Genomic DNA, 17,882 nt, shown 5'->3' on the forward strand with positions numbered 1-17,882 from the left:
GGGGAAGAGTAGGGCGCAACTCCGCCTCTCTCAAGGGCAGAGGCTGTTCATCCGCCCAATGCATCGGCGCGGAGCGGTTCGCGTATCCGCTCCAGCCAAAGCGCCAGCACGAGAAGCGGGCCGTTTTCCACCTCACCGCTTTCGATCAGCGCCATCAGATCAGCAAAGGAAATTCGGTGGGAGCGGATATCTTCGCCCTCTGCTTCCAGCCCGCCAAGCCCCGGCGCGCTGTCAGGAATGTCACACAAGCCAATGAAACAATAGATATATTCAGATTTGGCGCCGGGGGAGGGATAGTGGTTCGGTGCCGCAATCAACCGCCCAAGCGTGATGCCTGCTTCCTCGCCCGCTTCGCGCCTTGCGGCCTCTTCGGGTGTTTCACCGGCATCGACGCGGCCTGCGATCGCCTCCAAAGACCAAGGGTTCACATCCCCGCGCGCCAAGGGGCCGGTGCGGAATTGTTCGACCAAAAGCACCCGGTCGCGGATCGGATCATAGGGCAAAACCACCGTCGCATCGCCCGAGACGAACGCCGCGCGTTCAAGCGGTTGGGTCATTGTGCCGTCAAAGCGGCGATGGCGCAGGCGGTAATCTTCAACCGCAAAAAACTTCGCATAGGGCGTGCGCAAGCTTTCAATCTCGATATCCGCAGGGCCGGGTTGGAAACGCAGTTGCGCGGGGCGAGGTGCTTCGGTCGCACGCAGGCGGGATGCCGCGCGCACGCGGATCATCGGATAGCGCGCCAAGGCTTGCTCCATCGGCACTTGCCCACGCAAAGCGATCACCTCGGCCACGGCCAAGGTGGCGAGCGGGCCTTTCTCTGCGGCCCAAGCCTCAAGCGTCCACAAATCGCCCACGCCCCAGCGCGCGGTGTCGGGGATGTAGACCCAAGCTTGATGTGCCGCTCCTTCCGCATCGGTCACGCTGCGCTGTTCCTTGCGGTAGCCGATCTCGTACCAATCCAGAAGTTCGGCCTCGGCTTCGCTAATCTGGGCGATGCCGCCCGTGGTCCCCGCAGGACCTTCCACCAGCAGCGGGTAGCCCAGATCGGTGCCGTCAGCATCAAGCGCGTGTCGGACCTCGTGGCCATCAAGGCGCGCGGGTTGCAAGGGCTTGGGCGCGCCAAGCACGGCGGCAAGAAGCGGTTCATGGCACAAGGTGCCGTAAAAGAAATAAAGCTCGGTCAATGTTTTGCGCCCTGTTCTGCCTCGGGCGCGGGCTTAGTGCCAGCGTTTCCACGCCCATTCGGCCAAGATAGCCGAAACCATGCCGCCGAGAAAGAGCACCGCGATCGTGTCAAAGCGTAGCACGGCCCCAGCCATTGTCATGCCTTGGGAGAGCACATCAACCAGCGCTTCGTTGGGCATGTCATAGCGGCCACGCACCATATTGTGCATGACCTGCACCGCGCCAAGAAACAGCATGGTCCAGAACACAAGGTAAATGACGGCATGCAGACCCCGTTCGAGCGCCCGGACAACGCCACGTCCCGGGCGTAGGCCGATCACTCGCCAGCCGACCATCAGCCCGATCGAGGCGGCAATGCCCGCAAAGCCATTCACCGCAGCGCTGATGGGCAAGTTGCGCGCCATCAACTCGGCCCCGAAAAAGCCCGTAGCCGCAAGACCTAAGCCACCAAACAGCTTCGCTGTGGTGGGCAGCTTGATCTGCGAATCGCGTAGAACAACTTTCTGCATGTCTTACCCCGGCCGACCCAACAAAATGCGCGTTGAAGCCTGAGCTTGCGGGCAGATTGTGGCGTGAATCGGGACGCAATCGTGGCAGGTTGGTAAACGATCCGTGTTCAGCGTTCAGTTTTTTTCGCGCGCCGCATAAGCATCGAGCGCGCGGGCACGCCCTTCGGCCAAATCAACCACAGGGTCGGGCAGCCGCGCGCCCGGCGTGAGGCCCCAGCTTTTGGGCACAGCGGCAAAGAAATCTCGCGCGGTATCGGGGGCGTGGCGGTTGCCCTCGGCAATCCAGCGGCGGCGATAGGCACCGTCTTTGTCGAATTTTTCCGCCTGCGAGGCCGGGTTGAAAACGCGAAAATAGGGCGCCGCATCCGGGCCACAGCCTGCCACCCATTGCCAGCCCATCGCATTGGCCGCCGGGTCATGGTCAATCAGGCAATCTTCAAACCATTTCAGCCCCACGCGCCAATCGGTCATCAGATGTTTGGTGAGGTAAGAGGCGGCAATCATCCGCGCGCGATTGTGCATCCGGCCTGTCACGTACAATTCGCGCATCGCGGCATCGACCAAAGGCTCACCCGTCATGCCGCGCCGCCAGCGTTCTGCATCGTCATTGTCGCCGCGCCAGGGGAAGGCATTCCATTCCGAACGCCAGTTTTCTTGCGCTAAATTCGGGAAATGGAACATCAGATGCCAAGCAAACTCCCGCCAGACGAGTTCTTTGAGGAAATGCTCGGCGCCCGCCGCGCCCTCGTGCAGCGCGCGTTGACCCGCGTGCCAGATTTGGCCGGGCGAAATCTCGCCCCAAGCAAGGTTTTCCGAAAGCTCGGAGGTCGCCGCCTCGCCCATGAAATCGCGCCGGATCTTATAGTCTTCGATCGGGCCCTCAAGGAAACGTGTGAGCCGTGCCTGAGCGGCTGCCTCGCCGACGCGGGCGTGTTTCGCCACCACCGCCGCGCCGCGCCGCATATCGCGCCCAAGCGCCAAGTCTTCCAATGTTTCGCCGCGCAGGGCTGGGCCGGGGCGCAGCGATTTCACCGCTGCGAGGGGGGGGGCCACGGGAAGGCCGCGCACCGCTTTCCAAAATGGGGTGTAAACGCGGTATGGCCCGCCTTGGCCGGTTTGCACCTCCCACGGCGGGAACATCACTTGCCCGGCAAAAGAGCGCGCCTCGATCCCTTCGGCTTTCAAGGCAGATTTGATCTCGGTGTCACGCTTGATCGCCGCCGGGTCCAGATCGCGGCTCCACCAAACCGCTGCGGCACCCGCTTCCTTGGCAACCGCGCGCAGGGTCTCTAGCGCTGGGCCGCGGCGGATCACCACCGGGCAGCCAAGTGCCTCCAACCGGGGCAGGAAATCGGCCAAAGCTTCTCCCAAACGCCAGCGCGGCGCGGCGCCATAGCGCGCGGCGAGATCGTCCAAGATAAACAGCGCCAGCACCGGCCGGCCGGAAGTTTCCGCCGCGGTTAGCATCGGATGGTCCGCCAGCCGCAGATCACGGCGCAGCCACAACAAGATCGGTTTTGCGTCACTCATGCGCGCCAAATTGGGGGCGGGGAGGGCATTCGGCAAGGGCAAATGGGCAAATCGAGCCGTGCCTATTGCCTGCGACCAAGCGTTCAAACTTTCCCTTGTCGCCGCCTTTGGCGCGGTCTAGCGTGCGGCAAAACAACTTCAACAGGGAACCCCTCCGCATGAAAAAAACCTCTGTTTTGCTGGCCTCTGCCGCCTTGGCCACGGCGCTTTCTGCCCCCGTTCAAGCGGGCGATCCAGATTTTCTGGTCTTTGACTGGGCCGGGTTTGAGGTCGAAGGCATCTTGCAAGGCTTCATCGACAAAAACGGCGATCGCCCGAGCTATTCGTTCTATGGCGATGATGACGAGGCCTATCAAAAGCTTGCCTCGGGCTTTAAAGCCGATGTGGCTCACCCCTGTTCGCAAATGGTTTCCAAATACCGCGATGCCGGCCTGATCGAGCCGTGGGATGTGTCGAAAATCCCGGCCTATGCCACCATCGACCCGAAATTCCTGAAGTCGAAGATCTTTGCGGATGACGAAGGGGTCTGGTTTATCCCGACCGATTGGGGCGCGAGCGCGATTGCTTACAACCCCGAAGAAGTGCCCGCCGAGGATGTGGCCTCGCTTCAGGTCTTTACCAACCCGAAATATGCGGGCCGGATGTCGCTGCCGAACTCGTCGGATGATGTTTGGGCGCTTGCCTATTTGGCGACCGGCGTGACCGATTGGACCGAGGTCACCGAAGAGCAATTTGAAGCTGCCGCCGCGTGGCTGCGCGAAGTGCACCCGAATGTGCTGAGCTACTGGAATGACCCGTCCGAACAAGCCCAGACGATGGCTTCGGGCGAGGTGCTGATTTCGTGGTCTTGGAACGACGGCGTGGCCTATCTGCGCGCCGACAATTACCCGGTGGAGTTCCAGCGGGAGGCGGCGGAAGGCTCTTCGACGTTCATCTGCGGCTATGTGAACCTGAAAGATGGTCCCGGCGCGGAAGAAAAAGCCTACGACTTCATGAATTCGTGGCTGCGCCCGGAATCGGCGCCCGCGCTTTTGGAAGCGATTGGCTATGGTCACTCCAGCCTGACGGCGATGGAATCCATCCCGATGGAAGAACAAGTCGCAGCCGGTATCGGCCCGATTGATGCGCCGATCTTGCCGCAAGTGCCGAACGACCCGGAACTGCGCGAGCGCCAACTGGCCGAGTTTGAAAAGATCAAAGCGGGCTTCTGATCCCGATTGAGCAAAAAGAAGCCCCGGACAAGAGGTCTTGTCCGGGGTTTTTCTTTTCAAGAGCGGCGTCTTAGACGAGCTTGCCGTCCACCAACCGGGTTTTGCCGCCAAGGTAGGGGTGCAGCGCGGCAGGCAGGGTGACGGAGCCGTCTTCCTCTTGCCCGTTCTCCAAAACCGCAATCAAGCAGCGGCCCACCGCGAGGCCGGAGCCGTTTAGCGTGGCCACAAATTCTGGCTTGCCGCCCGCCGTGGGTTTGAAGCGGCCATTCATCCGACGCGCTTGGAATTGCCCACAGGTCGAGACCGAGGAAATCTCGCGATAGGTGTTTTGGCCGGGCAGCCAAACTTCCAGGTCATGCGTCTTTTGTGCGCCAAAGCCCATGTCGCCGGTGCACAGCACAATCCGGCGATAGGGCAGGTTGAGCCGTTCCAGCACCGCTTCGGCGCATTTGGTCATGCGCTCATGCTCGGCCAGCGCCTCATCGGGGTGGCAGATCGTGACCATCTCCACCTTTTCAAACTGGTGTTGGCGCAGCATGCCCGCCGTGTCTTTGCCCGCAGAGCCCGCTTCCGAGCGGAAGCAATTGGTATGCGCGGTCATCCGGCAGGGCAGGGCGCTTTCCTCCCAAACCTCGCCCGCGATCACATTGGTCAGCGTCACTTCCGAGGTGGGGATCAGCCACCAGCCATTGGTGGTTTCATAGCTGTCTTCGGCAAATTTCGGCAATTGTCCGGTGCCAAGCATCGCTTCGGAACGCACCAAAACCGGGGTGATGGTTTCTTGCAGCCCGTGTTCTTCGGTGTGCAGATCAAGCATGAACTGCGCCAGCGCCCGGTGCACCCGCGCGACGCCTGATTTCAGCACCACAAACCGCGCGCCCGAAAGTTTGGCGGCGGTTTCAAAATCCATGTTCCCGCCGACAGCGGGGAGCTCATAATGCTCTTTCGGCGTGAAGGCGAACGTCTTGGGCGTGCCCCAGCGGTGCACTTCGACGTTTTGATCTTCATCCGCGCCCTCGGGCACTTCGGCGAGCGGGTTGTTCGGGATCGTCAGCAGCAGATCGCGAAGTTCGGCGTCGAGCGCTGCGGCCTCCGCCTGAAGGGCTGCCACTTCGGATTTCTTTTCAGCAACCAGCGCGCGCAGGCGCTCAAATTCCGCCTCATCCCCCTTGGCTTTCGCGGCGCCCACTTGCTTGGCGGCGGCGTTTTGTGCGGCTTGCGCGGTTTCGGCCGCCAAAATCGCGGCGCGGCGCTTTTCATCAAGCGCGAGCACCGGGCCCGAAAGCGCATCGGCCCCCCGGCGCGCAAGGTCAGCATCGAACTGGGCGGGGTTTTCGCGAATGGCGCGGATATCGTGCATGGAAGCCTCCGAAACTGTTGCGAAGCGTTTAGCACAATTGCCGGGGCAGAAAAGCCCCGCGCGCGGGCAAAACGCGGCCCCTGTCATGCGAAAACATGGTGAAAAGAGCGACGGAAGTCATTGGCGGGGCTTGCGGGTCGGGCCTATACTAGCTTACATGCGCAGATATTCAAAAACCGGAATGTCAGGGCTTCCGGTCTGGCCGCCACAGGGAAGGGATGACGCCATGAAAGCTTTCGTCGTGACGTTGGTAGCGCTTGCGGTCTTGGGGCCGCAGATCGCGCGGGCCGAGGGGGGCTTCAAGGTTGAACCCTCGATGCTGACCGATTGGAAAACCGTCTACGGCCAAGTCGAGGCAAAGGATTCGATCCCAGCGCGGGCGCGGCTTGGGGGCACCTTGGTGGAACTGAGCGTGACCGAGGGCGATCTGGTCGAGGCTGGGCAAGAGCTCGGCCGCGTGGTCGATGCAAAGATTGCCTTTCAGATCAATGCGATCGACGCGCAAATTGCAGCGCTTGAAAGCCAGATGGCAAATGCCGAGCGTGAATTGACCCGTGGCGAAGAACTCAAATCCCGTGGCGTGATCACCACCCAACAGCTCGATGCCCTGCGTACCCAAGCCGAAGTGGTCAGCCAGCAGCTTGAGGCGCAGCGCGCGAGCCGCCAAGTGACCGAGCAACAAGCGACCGAGGGCGCCGTGCTCGCCCCCGTCGCGGGCCGCGTGCTGGAAGTGCCGGTCGCCAAAGGGGCCGTGGTGATGGCGGGTGAAAGCATTGCGACCATTGCAGGCGGTGGCTTCTTCTTGCGGCTTTCCGTGCCCGAGCGTTTTGCCGGTACGATGAAAGAAGGCGATGCGATCAGCATCGACACGGCTGCGGGCGAGATCTCGGGCAAGCTTGCCAAAATCTACCCGCTGATCGAAGGCGGTCGGGTGAATGCCGATGTGGAAGTGGCTGATCTCAATTCCGAATTTGTCGGCGCCCGTGTGCTGGTGAAGCTGCCGCTCGCCGCGCGCGACGCGATCTTGGTGCCCGCAGAGATGGTCAAAACCCATTCCGGGCTTGATTTCGTGATCGTGGCGACCGCGCAAGGCCCGATGGAGCGTGCCGTGGTGCCGGGGCCGATGACCAAAGTGAACGGCCAGCCGATGATGGAAATCCTGTCCGGTCTGACCGGCGGCGAAGAGGTCTTGGCGCATGAGCACTAATCCTCCCCCCTCGACGGGCGATGAATTTTCCGAAGACGCACCCGACATGGGCGATGCGAAACTCGGCATTGCCGGGCGGTTGACGCAAAGCTTCATTGGCTCGGCGCTTACCCCGCTGTTCATTCTGGCCGCTTTGGCGGTGGGGCTTGTTGCGCTGGTCAATCTGCCGCGCGAGGAAGAGCCGCAGATTTCGGTGCCGATGGTCGATATCCACCTGCAAGCCCCCGGGCTGAAGGCGGAAGATGCGATGAAGCTCGTCACCGAGCCGATGGAGACGATCATCACCTCAATCAATGAGGTGGAACACGTCTACAGCCAGACGATGGATGATTATTCGCTCGTTATGGCGCGGTTCATCGTGGGCACCTCGTCCGATGCGGCGATTTTGCGGGTGCATGAGAAGGTGCGCGCCAATGCTGACCGCATCCCCAAGGGCATTGATGAGCCGATTATTGTCGGGCGTGGCATTGATGATGTGGCGATTGTCTCGCTGACGCTGTCGGGTAAACCGGGCTCGGAAATCGGGGCGAATGACCTGACCCGCATCACCCGCGAATTGCAGACCGAAGTCACCAAAATCGAAAACGTCGGCCTAACCTATCTGGTGGGCGAGGCGACCGAGGCGATCCGCATTGCGCCGGACCCGGAAAAGCTCGCGCTGTACGGGATCACGCTGCAGCAGCTTTCCTACAAGGTCGAACAGGCCAACCGTAGCTTCAACACCGGCAAGCTGCGTGATGGCGGCGAGGAAATCGACCTTGTCGCGGGCAAAACGCTGGTGGCGCCTTCTGAAATTGCAGGGCTGTTGCTGACCGCGCGCGATGGACGCCCGGTCTATGTCGCCGATGTGGCCGATATTTCTTACGTGGGCGACACCTCGGACCATATCGTCGCCAATGTCACCCGGGAGGGCGACACCCTGCATCGTGCCCCGGCTGTCACGCTCGCCATTGCCAAGCGCGCCGGCGCGAATGCCGTGGTGGTGGGCGAGGCGATCTTGGAGCGGGTGCACGAACTGGAAGGGAGCCTGATCCCCGACAGTGTCGAGGTGCAGGTCACCCGCGACTATGGCGAAACCGCCAATGAAAAGGCCAATGAACTGCTGTTCCACTTGGGGCTGGCGACGATCTCGATCATCGCGCTGGTGCTCTTTTCGATTGGCTGGCGCGAAAGCATCGTGGTGGCGATTGTTATTCCTGTCACCATCCTGCTTACGCTTTTTGCCGCCAACACCATGGGCTTCACGCTCAACCGGGTGAGCTTGTTCGCGCTGATCTTTTCGATCGGGATCTTGGTCGATGACGCGATCGTGGTGATCGAGAACATCGCGCGACATTGGGCGATGAAAACCCCCGGTTCACGGGTCAAAAAGGCCATTGAAGCAGTGGCCGAGGTGGGCAACCCCACCATCGTCGCCACGCTCACCGTGGTGGCTGCGCTCTTGCCGATGCTCGCCGTGTCGGGGCTGATGGGGCCATACATGTCGCCCATTCCCTCGGTCGCCTCAGCGGCGATGATTTTCTCTTTCTTCGTCGCGGTGATGATCACGCCGTGGCTGATGGTGAAGATCGCGGGCCGGGCCGATATGTCGGCGCATTCGGAGGAGGATGCCTATGGCGGGCATCATCACGGCGGCAAGCTTGGCGCGATTTATGCCGCCGTGGCACGCCCGATCTTGGCGACCAAGGGCACCGCTTGGATGTTCCTCTTGGCGACGATTGTGCTTTCTTTCGGTTCGCTCGGGCTGCTTTACACCAAGCATGTTACGGTGAAGCTCCTGCCGTTTGACAACAAGTCCGAACTCGGCGTGGTGATTGACTTGCCCGAGGGATCGTCGGTCGAGGCCACGGATGCCGTCGCGCAAATGGTGGCCGCCGCGGTGACGGAAATGCCCGAGGTGATCTCGGTGCAAACGCATGCGGGCGCGGCCTCGCCGTTCAACTTCAACGGGCTCGTACGGCACTATTACCTGCGCGAATATCCGTGGCAGGGCGATGTTCAGATCAACCTCAAGGGCAAGGATGGGCGTGACCGCACCAGCCATGAAATCGCCCTCGAAGTGCGCGAACGCGTCACCGCGCTTGATCTGCCCGAAGGCACGGTGCTGAAAACGGTGGAGCCGCCGCCCGGTCCCCCGGTGATCTCGACCCTTCTGGCCGAGGTCTATGGCCCGGATGCCGAAACCCGCCGTGCCGCTGCGCGCCAGATTGAAGAGGCGTTCCGTTCGGTGCCCTTCATTGTGGATGTGGACAACAGCTTTGGTACGGAAGCCCGCCGCCTGCGCGCGACGGTAAACCCGGACAATCTGGAGTTCTATTCGGTGCAGGAAAGCGATGTCTTTGACACGCTGGGTCTGCTCAATGGCGCCACCACGGTTGGCTATTCGCATCGCGGCCAAGAACGCGCGCCGCTGCCGATTGTGATGGAGCGCGCCAAAGGCGCCAAGGTGATGGATGAGGCAACGCTCTCCACCCCGATCCCAGCCAATGTTCTGCCCGGCGCGCGCGGCGTGGTGGAACTGGGCGATGTGATCGAGGTGCGGGAGGAAAAAGCCTCTTTCCCCATCTTCCGCCACAATGGCCGCGAAGCGGAGATGGTCACTGCCGAACTTGCGGGCAGTTTCGAGGCGCCCCTTTACGGCATGCTGGCCGTGGGGGATGCGATCGAGGCGATGGATTGGGCCGATGGCATGAAGCCCGAGATTAGCCTGCACGGCCAGCCCGAGGATGAAAGCCATGTGACGCTGTTGTGGGATGGCGAATGGGAAGTCACTTGGGTGACCTTCCGCGACATGGGCGGGGCCTTTGGCATCGCGCTGGTGGGGATTTACATCCTTGTGGTGGCGCAGTTTGGCAGCTTCCGCCTGCCGCTCGTGGTGCTGACGCCTGTGCCGCTGACCTTCCTTGGCATCATGCTGGGGCATATGATGTTCTCGGCGCCGTTCTCCGCCACGTCGATGATTGGCTTCATCGCGCTTGCCGGGATCATTGTGCGCAACTCGATCTTGCTGGTTGATTTCATCCGCCATGCAGACCGCACCGGCAAAACCGAGATCGACATTTTGATCGAGGCGGGCTCGATCCGCTTCAAACCGATCTTGCTCACCGCTGTGGCGGCAATGATCGGCGCGGCGGTGATCTTGGCGGACCCGATCTTCCAAGGGCTGGCGATTTCGCTCTTGTTTGGTCTGCTGAGCTCGACCCTGCTCACCGTGCTGGTGATCCCGGCGATCTACCGCATCTTTAAGACCTGATCGGCGCACCGTTTCCGGCCGCGTTACAAAACGCCCCCCGCTTGGGGGGCGTTTCCATTTGCGGCGCAATCATGGCGGGAATGCGGCAAAACCGTGGCGAAATCTTTGGACGAATCGCGCGTTAACCATTCTTAATTGGCCGGAATTTCAAAGACTTTGGAGAGTCTCATGGTTACCGCTGCAACCCTTTATCAAATCGGCACCGAAGGGGATGACTCCCTTGTCGGATCCAACTTTGACTTCAACGTACTTATTGGCCTTGGCGGGGATGACACGCTTGGTGTCCTCTACGGAGGAGACAACCTGCTTGATGGTGGGGATGGGAATGATCTCCTCATCGGAGGCATAGGTGCCGACATCATGCTTGGTGGCGACGGGAACGATACGCTTATAGGAGGTAGTGGCTCCGACAGTCTTTGGGGCGATGACGGGGATGATATCCTCCGGGGACAAAACGGAAGCGTGCTTGATGGCGGGGCTGGGGATGACGTCCTGAGCTTTATCCTGACCGGTATAGGGGCCCCTGTCGGCACAGGCGGGGCAGGGGCGGATACTTTCGTGCTTGAATGGGGCGGTCTCTATGCGGTTCATCATATGATCACTGATTTGACGATCACTGATTTTGATCCGAGCGAAGACACGATCGATTTCGGCTTGGGCAAATCTGACTTTGCCCCCACCGCTATCATCTCTGTGGTCGAGACGGGCACCGGCACCTTGGTCGGGTTTGACACCGGCTCCACCGTCACCTTTGAAGGGCTCAGCCTGTGGGACACGCTGCACTTGACCGGGGCCGATGTGGACGGCGTTGCGCAGGGCACCGAGGGCGATGATCGGCTTTTGTTCGTTGACGGGCCGATCAATGGCGGGGCAGGCAACGATCTTATTCGCACCAATGCTGGCGATGACGTGATCTTTGGCGGGTCGGGCGATGACACGATCCAAGGCTTCCGTGGGAATGACTCGATTGATGGCGGGTCGGGCGATGACCTGATCTATGGCTGCGTTGGCAACAACGTGCTGCTGGGCGGCGAGGGGCAAGACACGATCCACTCCGGCAACCATAGTTCGCTGCTGGATGGCGGGGAGGGGGACGACCTGCTGGTGCTGCGCATGATCTCGGGCGGCGATCACACCGCCACGGGCGGTGCGGGGGCAGATACTTTCGACTTCAAAGATTTCACCAACAAACAGGGTGATGTGACAATCACCGATTTTGAGGTGGGTGTAGATAGCCTGTTGATCGAAAGCGTGGCCTTTGACGCCTATCTGCAGGGCGCGCCCACGACCACGCTCTTTGACACCGATGCAGGGCTGTTGATCACGCTGGCCGAGGGGGACACGATCTTGCTGCAAGATCTGACGCTCGCCGAATTCAACGGCACCCTTCTGCCCGCAAGCAATGACTTTATGACGTCCTAACCGTCATCCTTGCTCAAAACGAAACCGGCCACGGGCAACCGGGGCCGGTTTTTCTTTGCGCGGGGGGCAAGCTTACGAGGCAGAGCAGAACTGCTCATAGACCGTTTGCACCACTTGGGCCGCACGCGGGTCAGATAGGGAATAATAGATCGTCTTGCCTTCACGGCGGCTGGTCACCAGCCCTTCAAGGCGAAGCCGTGCCAATTGTTGGCTGACCGCCGCCTGCCGGGTTTCAAGCCGGTTTTCCAGCTCGGTCACCGATTTCTCGCCCGAGGCGAGATAGCACATGATCATCAGCCGCCCCTCATGGGCGAGCGCTTTCAGCAGGTTGGAGGCGGCGCGCGCACGGCCGATCATCTCCTCGGCATCAAGCGCGGCGCAGCGCTCATCCGGCGCCTCTTGCGACGGCGTCGCACCGGGCTGCGGGGTCACATCCAGCATATGTTCTTGTTGCGGGCTATCGCCCGATTCCATCTCCACGGAAACCGTTCCTCGATTGAGCGCGTCAGTCTATTGACTGACGAAATAACACGGTTACGCAGGGGAATCGAGAGGGCGAGGCGAATTCGTCACCTGTAAACGCGCTAATTGACGCGGGTTTAGGCGCTGGCCGGGCCTTGGCTCGGTGCGCGGCGTGCAGCACGGATCAGGCGGAAGCGGGCCACTGTCTCGCGCAGGGCGACGAAAATGATGACCACAAGTGCCACCGTATCGAAACCGGGAATTGGCATTTCGCCCCCCTTCAGAACCGTTATTTCCCTAGGCGTGAACCGAAAATGTGGCGGATGCAGGGCGGGGGCGGGGCAAAACCGCGCCGGCTCTTGGTCTGGGGCTTGACCTTCGCCTGCCGCCCGCGCTTTTTGGCAGCACCCCAAATGTGAGCCCTTCCATGCTTCACGCTTATGTGTCCCAGTCTCCCGGTCTTGCGCGGCTCGGCCAGCAGAGCCCGACCGACCCGCGCCCCGATCTGGGCCGCGCGATCTGGATCGACCTTTATCGCCCGCTCGACAGCCAGTCCGCGGCAGTGGAGGCGCTGGGGCTGGAGGTGCCGACGCTCGCGGATATGGAAGAGATTGAGATCTCGAACCGACTTTATCGCGAAGATGGCACCGATGTGATGACGGTGGTGATCCCCGGTCATACGCCCGATGGCGTGCAAGTCGCGGGCCCGGTGAGCTTTATCCTCACGCCCGAGCGGTTGGTGACGGTGCGCCACCATGCGCCGCGCAGTTTTATCACCTACCCAGACCGGGCCGCCCGCACCACGCCCGGCTGCGCCACCCCAGAGCGGATATTTTTGGGGTTGGTGGAAGAGATTGTGGCGCGGCTTGCGGACCTTTTGGAAGGTGTGGGCCGAGTGCTTGATGCGGTGTCCGCGCGGGTTTTGGGCGATGCGGGGCCAGAGGAACTCAAGGCGAGCCTTGGCGAGGTGGGGCGGCAAGGCGACCTTTTAGGCAAAATCCGGCTGGCGCTTCTGACCCTTGAACGTGCGCTGTCATTTTTTGATCAGACGCGGGCCGCGCAGGGGGCGGCGCATGAATTGCGACCGATTATCAAAGCCTTGATGCGCGATATTGCGGCGCTTTCGGTGCATAATGACTTTCTGTCATCGCGCGTGTCGCTCAGCGTTGATGCGACGCTTGGTATGATCAACCTCGCCCAAAACAACACGGTGCGGATCTTGTCGGTCGTGACCGCGCTGTTCTTGCCGCCGACGCTGATTGCCTCGGCCTATGGGATGAACTTCGCCAATATGCCCGAGCTGAACCAAAGCTGGGGCTACCCGTTCGCTCTGGTGCTGATGGTCGCCTCTGCTGCGGGCACTTGGGCGTTTTTCAAGTGGAAGAAGTGGCTCTAGCCTTTCGCCCGCGCAGGGCTTGGGGCAGCGCGTGGATCAGCGGGTAAGGATCATCCGGTTGCCGTCAAACTCGACCTTGGCAAAACGGGTGAGGTAGCTCATCCCCAAAAGCGAATCCGTAAGCTCGCCCCGGTTCACCACGGCGCGGACATTGCTGTCGCTAAAGGGGCCAATCGCCACGCTGTCTAGCCGCACCGGCGCGGTGGCCACGGTGCCATTGGCGGTTTGCGCCTGCCCGATATAGGCAAGGCTGCCGGTATCAAGCCCCACGCGCGCGGCATCTGCGCGGCTCAGCACGATGGAACTCGCCCCGGTATCCACCACAAAGCGGATCGGCGTGCCGTTCACCTCGGCGGTCAGGTAATAATGCCCATCCATCGCCACAGGCGTTTCAATCCGCCCATCTTGATGCACGGCTTGGCGATTGAGCAGCGTGCGCTCAAACTCGGGCCAAAGCCCCGCTACCGCGACCACGCCCAAAAAGATCAGCGCCCAGATCATCATCTGCTGTACGGTCTCGCCGGGGCGGTGGCGCAGCTTGGCAATGACCGAGCCCGCCAGCACCAAAAGGAGCAGCACCAAATACACAAGGCGTTCAGGATCGTCGATCATGGGCACTCCGGGCAGGGTTTGCTTGGGGCAGGGCTTTTCTTTGATGTAGGCAGCCACGGCTTCAATGTCACCGGGGCGGTGCGTCACGGCGCGGTGAGGAGCCCCGCGCCCATCAGCCCGTCCAAAATGAATTGCACGGCAAGCGCGGCCAAAAGCATCCCCAATAGCCGGGTGACAACCATCGTGCCGGTGCGCCCCAAAGCGCGCTCCAGCGGTGTGGCAAGCAAAAAGAGCACAAAGACACAGGCTAAAACCGCGAGCATCACCCCATGCACCGCAAGCAAATGCACCGTTCCCGTGCCGGAGCCCGCCAAAAGGATCATCGTCGCCATCGCGCCCGGGCCCGCCAAAAGTGGTGTGGCGAGCGGGAAAACAGACGGGTCGGGCGCATGCGGTTCGGCCGATTGCCCCTCCCGCCGCTGGGTGCGGCGTTCAAAAAGCATATCAAGCGCGGTGAGGAACAAAAGCACCCCGCCCGCAATACGGAAGGCGGGCATGGAAATGCCAATGCCGCGCAAAAGCGCATCGCCAAAAAGCCCAAAGAGCGTGAGTAGCACCGTGGCAATGGCAAGCGCGCGCAGCCCCACGGCCCGGCGCATGCGGGCATCCATGCCTTGGGTCAGCGCCAAGAAAAGCGGCACGAGGCCGATCGGATCGACCACGACAAACAGCGTGACAAAGGCGGTGATCAGTTCGGCGCTTCCCATGGGGGCAGATTAGCCGCTCGCCCCCGGGGGCGCCAGTGGGCTCTCGTCTTCCTCTTCGGGCTCAGGCGGCATCACCGCGCGGATTTTCGCGGCCAAGCTGCGCGCACCGGTGCCAATGCGGGTATCGGCATGGGCCTCGGCCAGCCGTAAAACATGGTTCAGCGCGGCCATTTCATCGGCGGAAAGCACCAAGGGCGGCAGCGCCACCGCGCGGCGCAGCACATAACCCAGGCCGCGCTCGCCCTCGACCGGGACGCCATAGTCAACGAGCGTTTTCATATCGCGCCAGATCGTGCGTTCTGACACACCGAGCCGTGCCGCCATATCTTGCGCGCGCACCAATTGCCCGTCGCGCAAGAGCATCATGATCTGTTCCAATCGTTCATTGCGGGTCATGGTCTGCCTCCGCCTGCTTTCTAGCCGATCCGGGGGCAACTGACAAATAACTGTCAGTTATCTGGCGGCGCAGCGGGGGGCGCGCCCAAATGGCGCTTTGCGCCGCCGCGCTGGCTTCGTAAAACCAGATCAAACGCAACAGGCGCCAGCGCGCGTAAGGAGTGGAAAACATGTTCAACAATATTGGTGTGCCCGGTCTTTTGCTGATCGCCGTCGTGGTGCTGGTGCTCTTTGGCAAGGGCAAGGTCAGCTCGCTCATGGGCGAAGTGGGCAAAGGCATCACCTCGTTCAAAAAAGGCATGAACGAAGGCGCCAAAGAAATTGAAGAGGCCGCCGCCGAGGGGAGCAAAGATGCGACCCCCGAAGGCAAAGACAAGGTCTGAGGCTGAGCGCGGACCATGTTCGATATCGGGTGGAGCGAGCTTCTGGTGATTGGCGTTGTGGCGCTGATCGTGGTGGGCCCCAAAGACCTGCCGGTGATGTTCCGCAGCCTAGGGCGGATGACGGCGAAAGCCCGCGCGATGGCGCGCGACTTCACCCGGGCGATGGAAGATGCGGCCAAGGAAACGGGGCTGGATGACGCGGCCAAAGGCTTGGGCGACATTGCCCGTGCCAAGGCGCCGGGGATTTCGGCGCTGGAACGCGCCACCGAAAAATTCGAAAAATGGGAGCCGAAAATGTCTGCCGCCGCCAAGGCCGGTGCGGCTGCGGGGGCGGCGGCCTTTACGCCCGATCCGGAGTTGCAGGCGGAACTGGACGCGGCTGAACTGGCCGGAGAGCCGGAAGAGGCCCCCAAGCCCGCGCCGAAAGGTGATGCATGAGCCTTGATACCCCTGACGATACCGCCGCGCCGCTGATCGAGCATTTGGCGGAACTGCGCACGCGCATCCTGATTTCGCTTGGCGCTTTCGTTGTGGCGATGGTGGCGTGCTACGCGGTCTGGAAGCCGGTCTTCAACTTTCTGACGCAACCGATCTGCCACGCTTTGGCGGATCGCGGCCAGCAATGCGGGCTTTACCTGATCAAACTGCAAGAAGGCTTCTTCGTTGCGGTGAATATCTCGTTCTTGGGCGGCTTTGCTTTGTCGTTCCCGATCATTGCTTGGCAGCTGTGGCGCTTCGTGGCGCCGGGGCTTTATCGCAATGAAAAGAACGCCTTCTTGCCGTTTCTGTTTGCCTCGCCTGCGATGTTCTTTGTCGGCGCGACCTTTGCCTATTTCGTCGTGCTGCCGATGGCGTTTCGCTTCTTCCTGAGCTTCCAGCAAGGGGATATGGCGGCCGCGAATGAACTGGCCTCGATCGGCTTCCAAGGCTCGGTGCAAGAATACCTGTCGCTCACCGTCAAGTTCATCTTGGCCTTTGGGATTTGCTTCCAACTGCCGGTGTTGCTGACGCTGATGGGCAAGGCGGGGTTGATCACTGCGGCCTCTCTGTCGGGCGTGCGCAAATACGCGATTGTGGCGATTTTGCTCGTGGCTTCGGTTGCGACGCCGCCCGATGTGATCAGCCAGATCATGCTCTTCTCGGCGGTCTATCCGCTCTTTGAAGTGTCGATCCAACTCGTCAAACGCATCGAGAAAAAGCGCGAGGCGCGGATGCGGGCTGAGGGCACCTGGTTCGAGGATGAGGACGAAGAATGAGTGATCCCCTAGAGCGGATCGCGGCGGCGCTGGAGCGGATGGCCCCAGCGCCCGAACCCGCGCCTGATTTCGCGCAGGCAGAGGCGTTTTTGTGGCATTCTGACACCGACCGTTTGGTGCCCGTGCCGCAAGTGAGCCGGGTGGATATTGCGCTTTTGCGTGGCATCGACCGGGCGCGCGATACGCTGTTGGCCAATACGTTGCAATTTGCGCGCGGGGCAGCGGCGAATAATGCGCTTTTGTGGGGCGCGCGCGGGATGGGGAAATCCTCGCTCGTCAAAGCCGTGCAGGCGGCGGTGAATGCGCAGGGGCTCTCGCTCAAGCTGGTGGAACTGGCGCGCGAAGATCTGCCCTCGGTGGGGCGGCTGTTGAACCTGTTGCGCGCCGCGCCGCAAACCCGCTTTGTGCTTTTTTGCGATGATCTGAGCTTTAGCCATGACGATCAGCATTACAAATCGCTCAAGGCGGTGCTCGATGGCGGGATCGAAGGGCGACCTGCCAATGTGCTCTTTTATGCCACCTCAAACCGGCGTCATCTGATGCCGCGTGACATGATCGAAAACGAGCGCTCGACCGCGATCAACCCGTCGGAAGCGGTGGAGGAAAAGGTTTCGCTCTCGGATCGGTTCGGGCTGTGGCTGGGCTTCCACCCCTGCGATCAGGACGCGTATTTCGCGATGATCGAAGGCTATTGCGCGGCCTATGGGCTTGAGATCGACCCGGAGGTTTTGCGCGCCGAGGCGGTAGAATGGTATCGCACACGCGGCTCGCGCTCGGGCCGGGTGGCGTGGCAGTTCTTCACAGACCTCGCTGGGCGGCACGGCAAATCTGTCTGAAGGTGCGTCCGGTTTTCATGGATGAGAAGGGAGGGGGCGCTGCCCCCTCTTTTGCTTTCGCCAAAATTCACCCCTGGGACATTTGGACAAAGTCGAAGGGCAGGGGCTTGTGTGATGAAAAAGGGGGCGCGTGGCCCCCTTTCGTTTGGCTATA

18 protein-coding genes are annotated in these 17,882 nt (G+C 61.4%); 9 read left to right on the forward strand and 9 right to left on the reverse strand.

Annotation, left to right across the window (positions count from 1 at the left end; all coding sequences use genetic code 11):
• Window positions 1-47: 47 nt before the first annotated feature.
• From BW967_RS11950 to BW967_RS11960, 3 genes are all read right to left on the reverse strand, one after another.
• On the reverse strand, window positions 48-1,187 hold the full coding sequence (locus BW967_RS11950) for an NUDIX domain-containing protein (protein WP_076485319.1): 1,140 nt from the start codon (window positions 1,185-1,187) through the stop codon (window positions 48-50).
• Window positions 1,188-1,220: 33 nt separating this feature from the next.
• Window positions 1,221-1,697, reverse strand: a complete 477-nt coding sequence (locus tag BW967_RS11955; RefSeq protein ID WP_076485320.1) for a TrgA family protein — start codon at window positions 1,695-1,697, stop codon at window positions 1,221-1,223.
• Between the two features lie 114 nt (window positions 1,698-1,811).
• On the reverse strand, window positions 1,812-3,227 hold the full coding sequence (locus BW967_RS11960) for a cryptochrome/photolyase family protein (RefSeq protein ID WP_076485504.1): 1,416 nt from the start codon (window positions 3,225-3,227) through the stop codon (window positions 1,812-1,814).
• Between the two features lie 158 nt (window positions 3,228-3,385).
• Here BW967_RS11960 and BW967_RS11965 point away from each other — a divergent pair, with 158 nt between their 5' ends.
• The gene (locus BW967_RS11965) at window positions 3,386-4,438 is read left to right on the forward strand and encodes an extracellular solute-binding protein (RefSeq protein WP_076485321.1); all 1,053 of its coding nucleotides are present in this window, start codon (window positions 3,386-3,388) and stop codon (window positions 4,436-4,438) included.
• Between the two features lie 70 nt (window positions 4,439-4,508).
• On the opposite strand, the gene serS is transcribed toward BW967_RS11965, so the two are convergent.
• Window positions 4,509-5,798, reverse strand: coding sequence for a serine--tRNA ligase (gene serS / locus BW967_RS11970; protein ID WP_076485322.1), 1,290 nt, complete (start codon window positions 5,796-5,798; stop codon window positions 4,509-4,511).
• A 226-nt stretch (window positions 5,799-6,024) separates the two neighbouring features.
• Between serS and BW967_RS11975 the strand changes: the two genes are divergently transcribed.
• From BW967_RS11975 to BW967_RS11985, 3 genes are all read left to right on the forward strand, one after another.
• Window positions 6,025-7,005 (forward strand): efflux RND transporter periplasmic adaptor subunit, encoded by a 981-nt coding sequence (locus BW967_RS11975; protein WP_076485323.1) that lies wholly within the window; start codon window positions 6,025-6,027, stop codon window positions 7,003-7,005.
• 46 nt (window positions 7,006-7,051) lie between these two features.
• Entirely contained in the window at window positions 7,052-10,258 is a 3,207-nt protein-coding gene (locus BW967_RS11980) for an efflux RND transporter permease subunit (RefSeq protein WP_076485324.1), read from the forward strand.
• Window positions 10,259-10,426: 168 nt separating this feature from the next.
• Complete coding sequence (locus BW967_RS11985; protein ID WP_076485325.1) at window positions 10,427-11,680, forward strand: calcium-binding protein; 1,254 nt, start codon at window positions 10,427-10,429, stop codon at window positions 11,678-11,680.
• Between the two features lie 72 nt (window positions 11,681-11,752).
• Here BW967_RS11985 and BW967_RS11990 read toward each other — a convergent pair whose 3' ends face one another.
• On the reverse strand, window positions 11,753-12,154 hold the full coding sequence (locus BW967_RS11990; RefSeq protein WP_076485326.1) for an ArsR/SmtB family transcription factor: 402 nt from the start codon (window positions 12,152-12,154) through the stop codon (window positions 11,753-11,755).
• A gap of 125 nt (window positions 12,155-12,279) precedes the next feature.
• Window positions 12,280-12,411: a hypothetical protein gene (locus tag BW967_RS19035; RefSeq protein ID WP_258223572.1), complete on the reverse strand. Its 132-nt coding sequence runs from the start codon at window positions 12,409-12,411 to the stop codon at window positions 12,280-12,282.
• 158 nt (window positions 12,412-12,569) lie between these two features.
• On the opposite strand from BW967_RS19035, the gene BW967_RS11995 reads away from it, so the two are divergent.
• Window positions 12,570-13,538 (forward strand): magnesium transporter CorA family protein, encoded by a 969-nt coding sequence (locus tag BW967_RS11995; RefSeq protein WP_076485505.1) that lies wholly within the window; start codon window positions 12,570-12,572, stop codon window positions 13,536-13,538.
• Between the two features lie 36 nt (window positions 13,539-13,574).
• On the opposite strand, the gene BW967_RS12000 is transcribed toward BW967_RS11995, so the two are convergent.
• The 3 genes from BW967_RS12000 to BW967_RS12010 form a co-directional block, all read right to left on the reverse strand.
• Complete coding sequence (locus BW967_RS12000) at window positions 13,575-14,150, reverse strand: retropepsin-like aspartic protease family protein (protein WP_076485506.1); 576 nt, start codon at window positions 14,148-14,150, stop codon at window positions 13,575-13,577.
• An 83-nt stretch (window positions 14,151-14,233) separates the two neighbouring features.
• The gene (locus BW967_RS12005; protein ID WP_076485327.1) at window positions 14,234-14,857 is read right to left on the reverse strand and encodes a MarC family protein; all 624 of its coding nucleotides are present in this window, start codon (window positions 14,855-14,857) and stop codon (window positions 14,234-14,236) included.
• A 9-nt stretch (window positions 14,858-14,866) separates the two neighbouring features.
• Entirely contained in the window at window positions 14,867-15,253 is a 387-nt protein-coding gene (locus tag BW967_RS12010; protein ID WP_076485328.1) for a helix-turn-helix transcriptional regulator, read from the reverse strand.
• A gap of 170 nt (window positions 15,254-15,423) precedes the next feature.
• On the opposite strand from BW967_RS12010, the gene BW967_RS12020 reads away from it, so the two are divergent.
• Genes BW967_RS12020 through BW967_RS12035 form a run of 4 tightly spaced genes read left to right on the forward strand, consistent with a single transcriptional unit; the run spans window position 15,424 to window position 17,728 of the window.
• Window positions 15,424-15,636: a twin-arginine translocase TatA/TatE family subunit gene (locus BW967_RS12020; protein WP_076485330.1), complete on the forward strand. Its 213-nt coding sequence runs from the start codon at window positions 15,424-15,426 to the stop codon at window positions 15,634-15,636.
• Between the two features lie 15 nt (window positions 15,637-15,651).
• Window positions 15,652-16,074 carry a Sec-independent protein translocase protein TatB gene (gene tatB / locus BW967_RS12025; protein WP_076485331.1) on the forward strand — a complete coding sequence of 141 codons (423 nt, stop codon included), beginning with the start codon at window positions 15,652-15,654 and terminating at the stop codon, window positions 16,072-16,074.
• Window positions 16,071-16,892 carry a twin-arginine translocase subunit TatC gene (gene tatC, locus BW967_RS12030; RefSeq protein ID WP_076485332.1) on the forward strand — a complete coding sequence of 274 codons (822 nt, stop codon included), beginning with the start codon at window positions 16,071-16,073 and terminating at the stop codon, window positions 16,890-16,892. The genes tatB and tatC overlap by 4 nt, the downstream gene beginning before the upstream one ends.
• The gene (locus BW967_RS12035) at window positions 16,889-17,728 is read left to right on the forward strand and encodes an ATP-binding protein (RefSeq protein WP_076485333.1); all 840 of its coding nucleotides are present in this window, start codon (window positions 16,889-16,891) and stop codon (window positions 17,726-17,728) included. The genes tatC and BW967_RS12035 overlap by 4 nt, the downstream gene beginning before the upstream one ends.
• Window positions 17,729-17,882 lie beyond the last annotated feature (154 nt).

The sequence above is a fragment of the Rhodobacter aestuarii genome (genome assembly GCF_900156655.1).
Taxonomy (GTDB): Bacteria; Pseudomonadota; Alphaproteobacteria; order Rhodobacterales; family Rhodobacteraceae; genus Rhodobacter; species Rhodobacter aestuarii.

Excerpts from the sequence above, each read along its gene's own strand:
- BW967_RS11955 (WP_076485320.1), bottom strand. The coding sequence starts at position 1,697 with ATGCAGAAAGTTGTTCTACGCGATTCGCAGATCAAGCTGCCCACCACA.
- BW967_RS11960 (WP_076485504.1), bottom strand. The coding sequence starts at position 3,227 with ATGAGTGACGCAAAACCGATCTTGTTGTGGCTGCGCCGTGATCTGCGG.
- BW967_RS11965 (WP_076485321.1), top strand. The coding sequence starts at position 3,386 with ATGAAAAAAACCTCTGTTTTGCTGGCCTCTGCCGCCTTGGCCACGGCG.
- serS (WP_076485322.1), bottom strand. The coding sequence starts at position 5,798 with ATGCACGATATCCGCGCCATTCGCGAAAACCCCGCCCAGTTCGATGCT.
- BW967_RS11975 (WP_076485323.1), top strand. The coding sequence starts at position 6,025 with ATGAAAGCTTTCGTCGTGACGTTGGTAGCGCTTGCGGTCTTGGGGCCG.
- BW967_RS11980 (WP_076485324.1), top strand. The coding sequence starts at position 7,052 with ATGGGCGATGCGAAACTCGGCATTGCCGGGCGGTTGACGCAAAGCTTC.
- BW967_RS11985 (WP_076485325.1), top strand. The coding sequence starts at position 10,427 with ATGGTTACCGCTGCAACCCTTTATCAAATCGGCACCGAAGGGGATGAC.
- BW967_RS11990 (WP_076485326.1), bottom strand. The coding sequence starts at position 12,154 with ATGGAATCGGGCGATAGCCCGCAACAAGAACATATGCTGGATGTGACC.
- BW967_RS19035 (WP_258223572.1), bottom strand. The coding sequence starts at position 12,411 with ATGCCAATTCCCGGTTTCGATACGGTGGCACTTGTGGTCATCATTTTC.
- BW967_RS11995 (WP_076485505.1), top strand. The coding sequence starts at position 12,570 with ATGCTTCACGCTTATGTGTCCCAGTCTCCCGGTCTTGCGCGGCTCGGC.
- BW967_RS12000 (WP_076485506.1), bottom strand. The coding sequence starts at position 14,150 with ATGATCGACGATCCTGAACGCCTTGTGTATTTGGTGCTGCTCCTTTTG.
- BW967_RS12005 (WP_076485327.1), bottom strand. The coding sequence starts at position 14,857 with ATGGGAAGCGCCGAACTGATCACCGCCTTTGTCACGCTGTTTGTCGTG.
- BW967_RS12010 (WP_076485328.1), bottom strand. The coding sequence starts at position 15,253 with ATGACCCGCAATGAACGATTGGAACAGATCATGATGCTCTTGCGCGAC.
- BW967_RS12020 (WP_076485330.1), top strand. The coding sequence starts at position 15,424 with ATGTTCAACAATATTGGTGTGCCCGGTCTTTTGCTGATCGCCGTCGTG.
- tatB (WP_076485331.1), top strand. The coding sequence starts at position 15,652 with ATGTTCGATATCGGGTGGAGCGAGCTTCTGGTGATTGGCGTTGTGGCG.
- tatC (WP_076485332.1), top strand. The coding sequence starts at position 16,071 with ATGAGCCTTGATACCCCTGACGATACCGCCGCGCCGCTGATCGAGCAT.
- BW967_RS12035 (WP_076485333.1), top strand. The coding sequence starts at position 16,889 with ATGAGTGATCCCCTAGAGCGGATCGCGGCGGCGCTGGAGCGGATGGCC.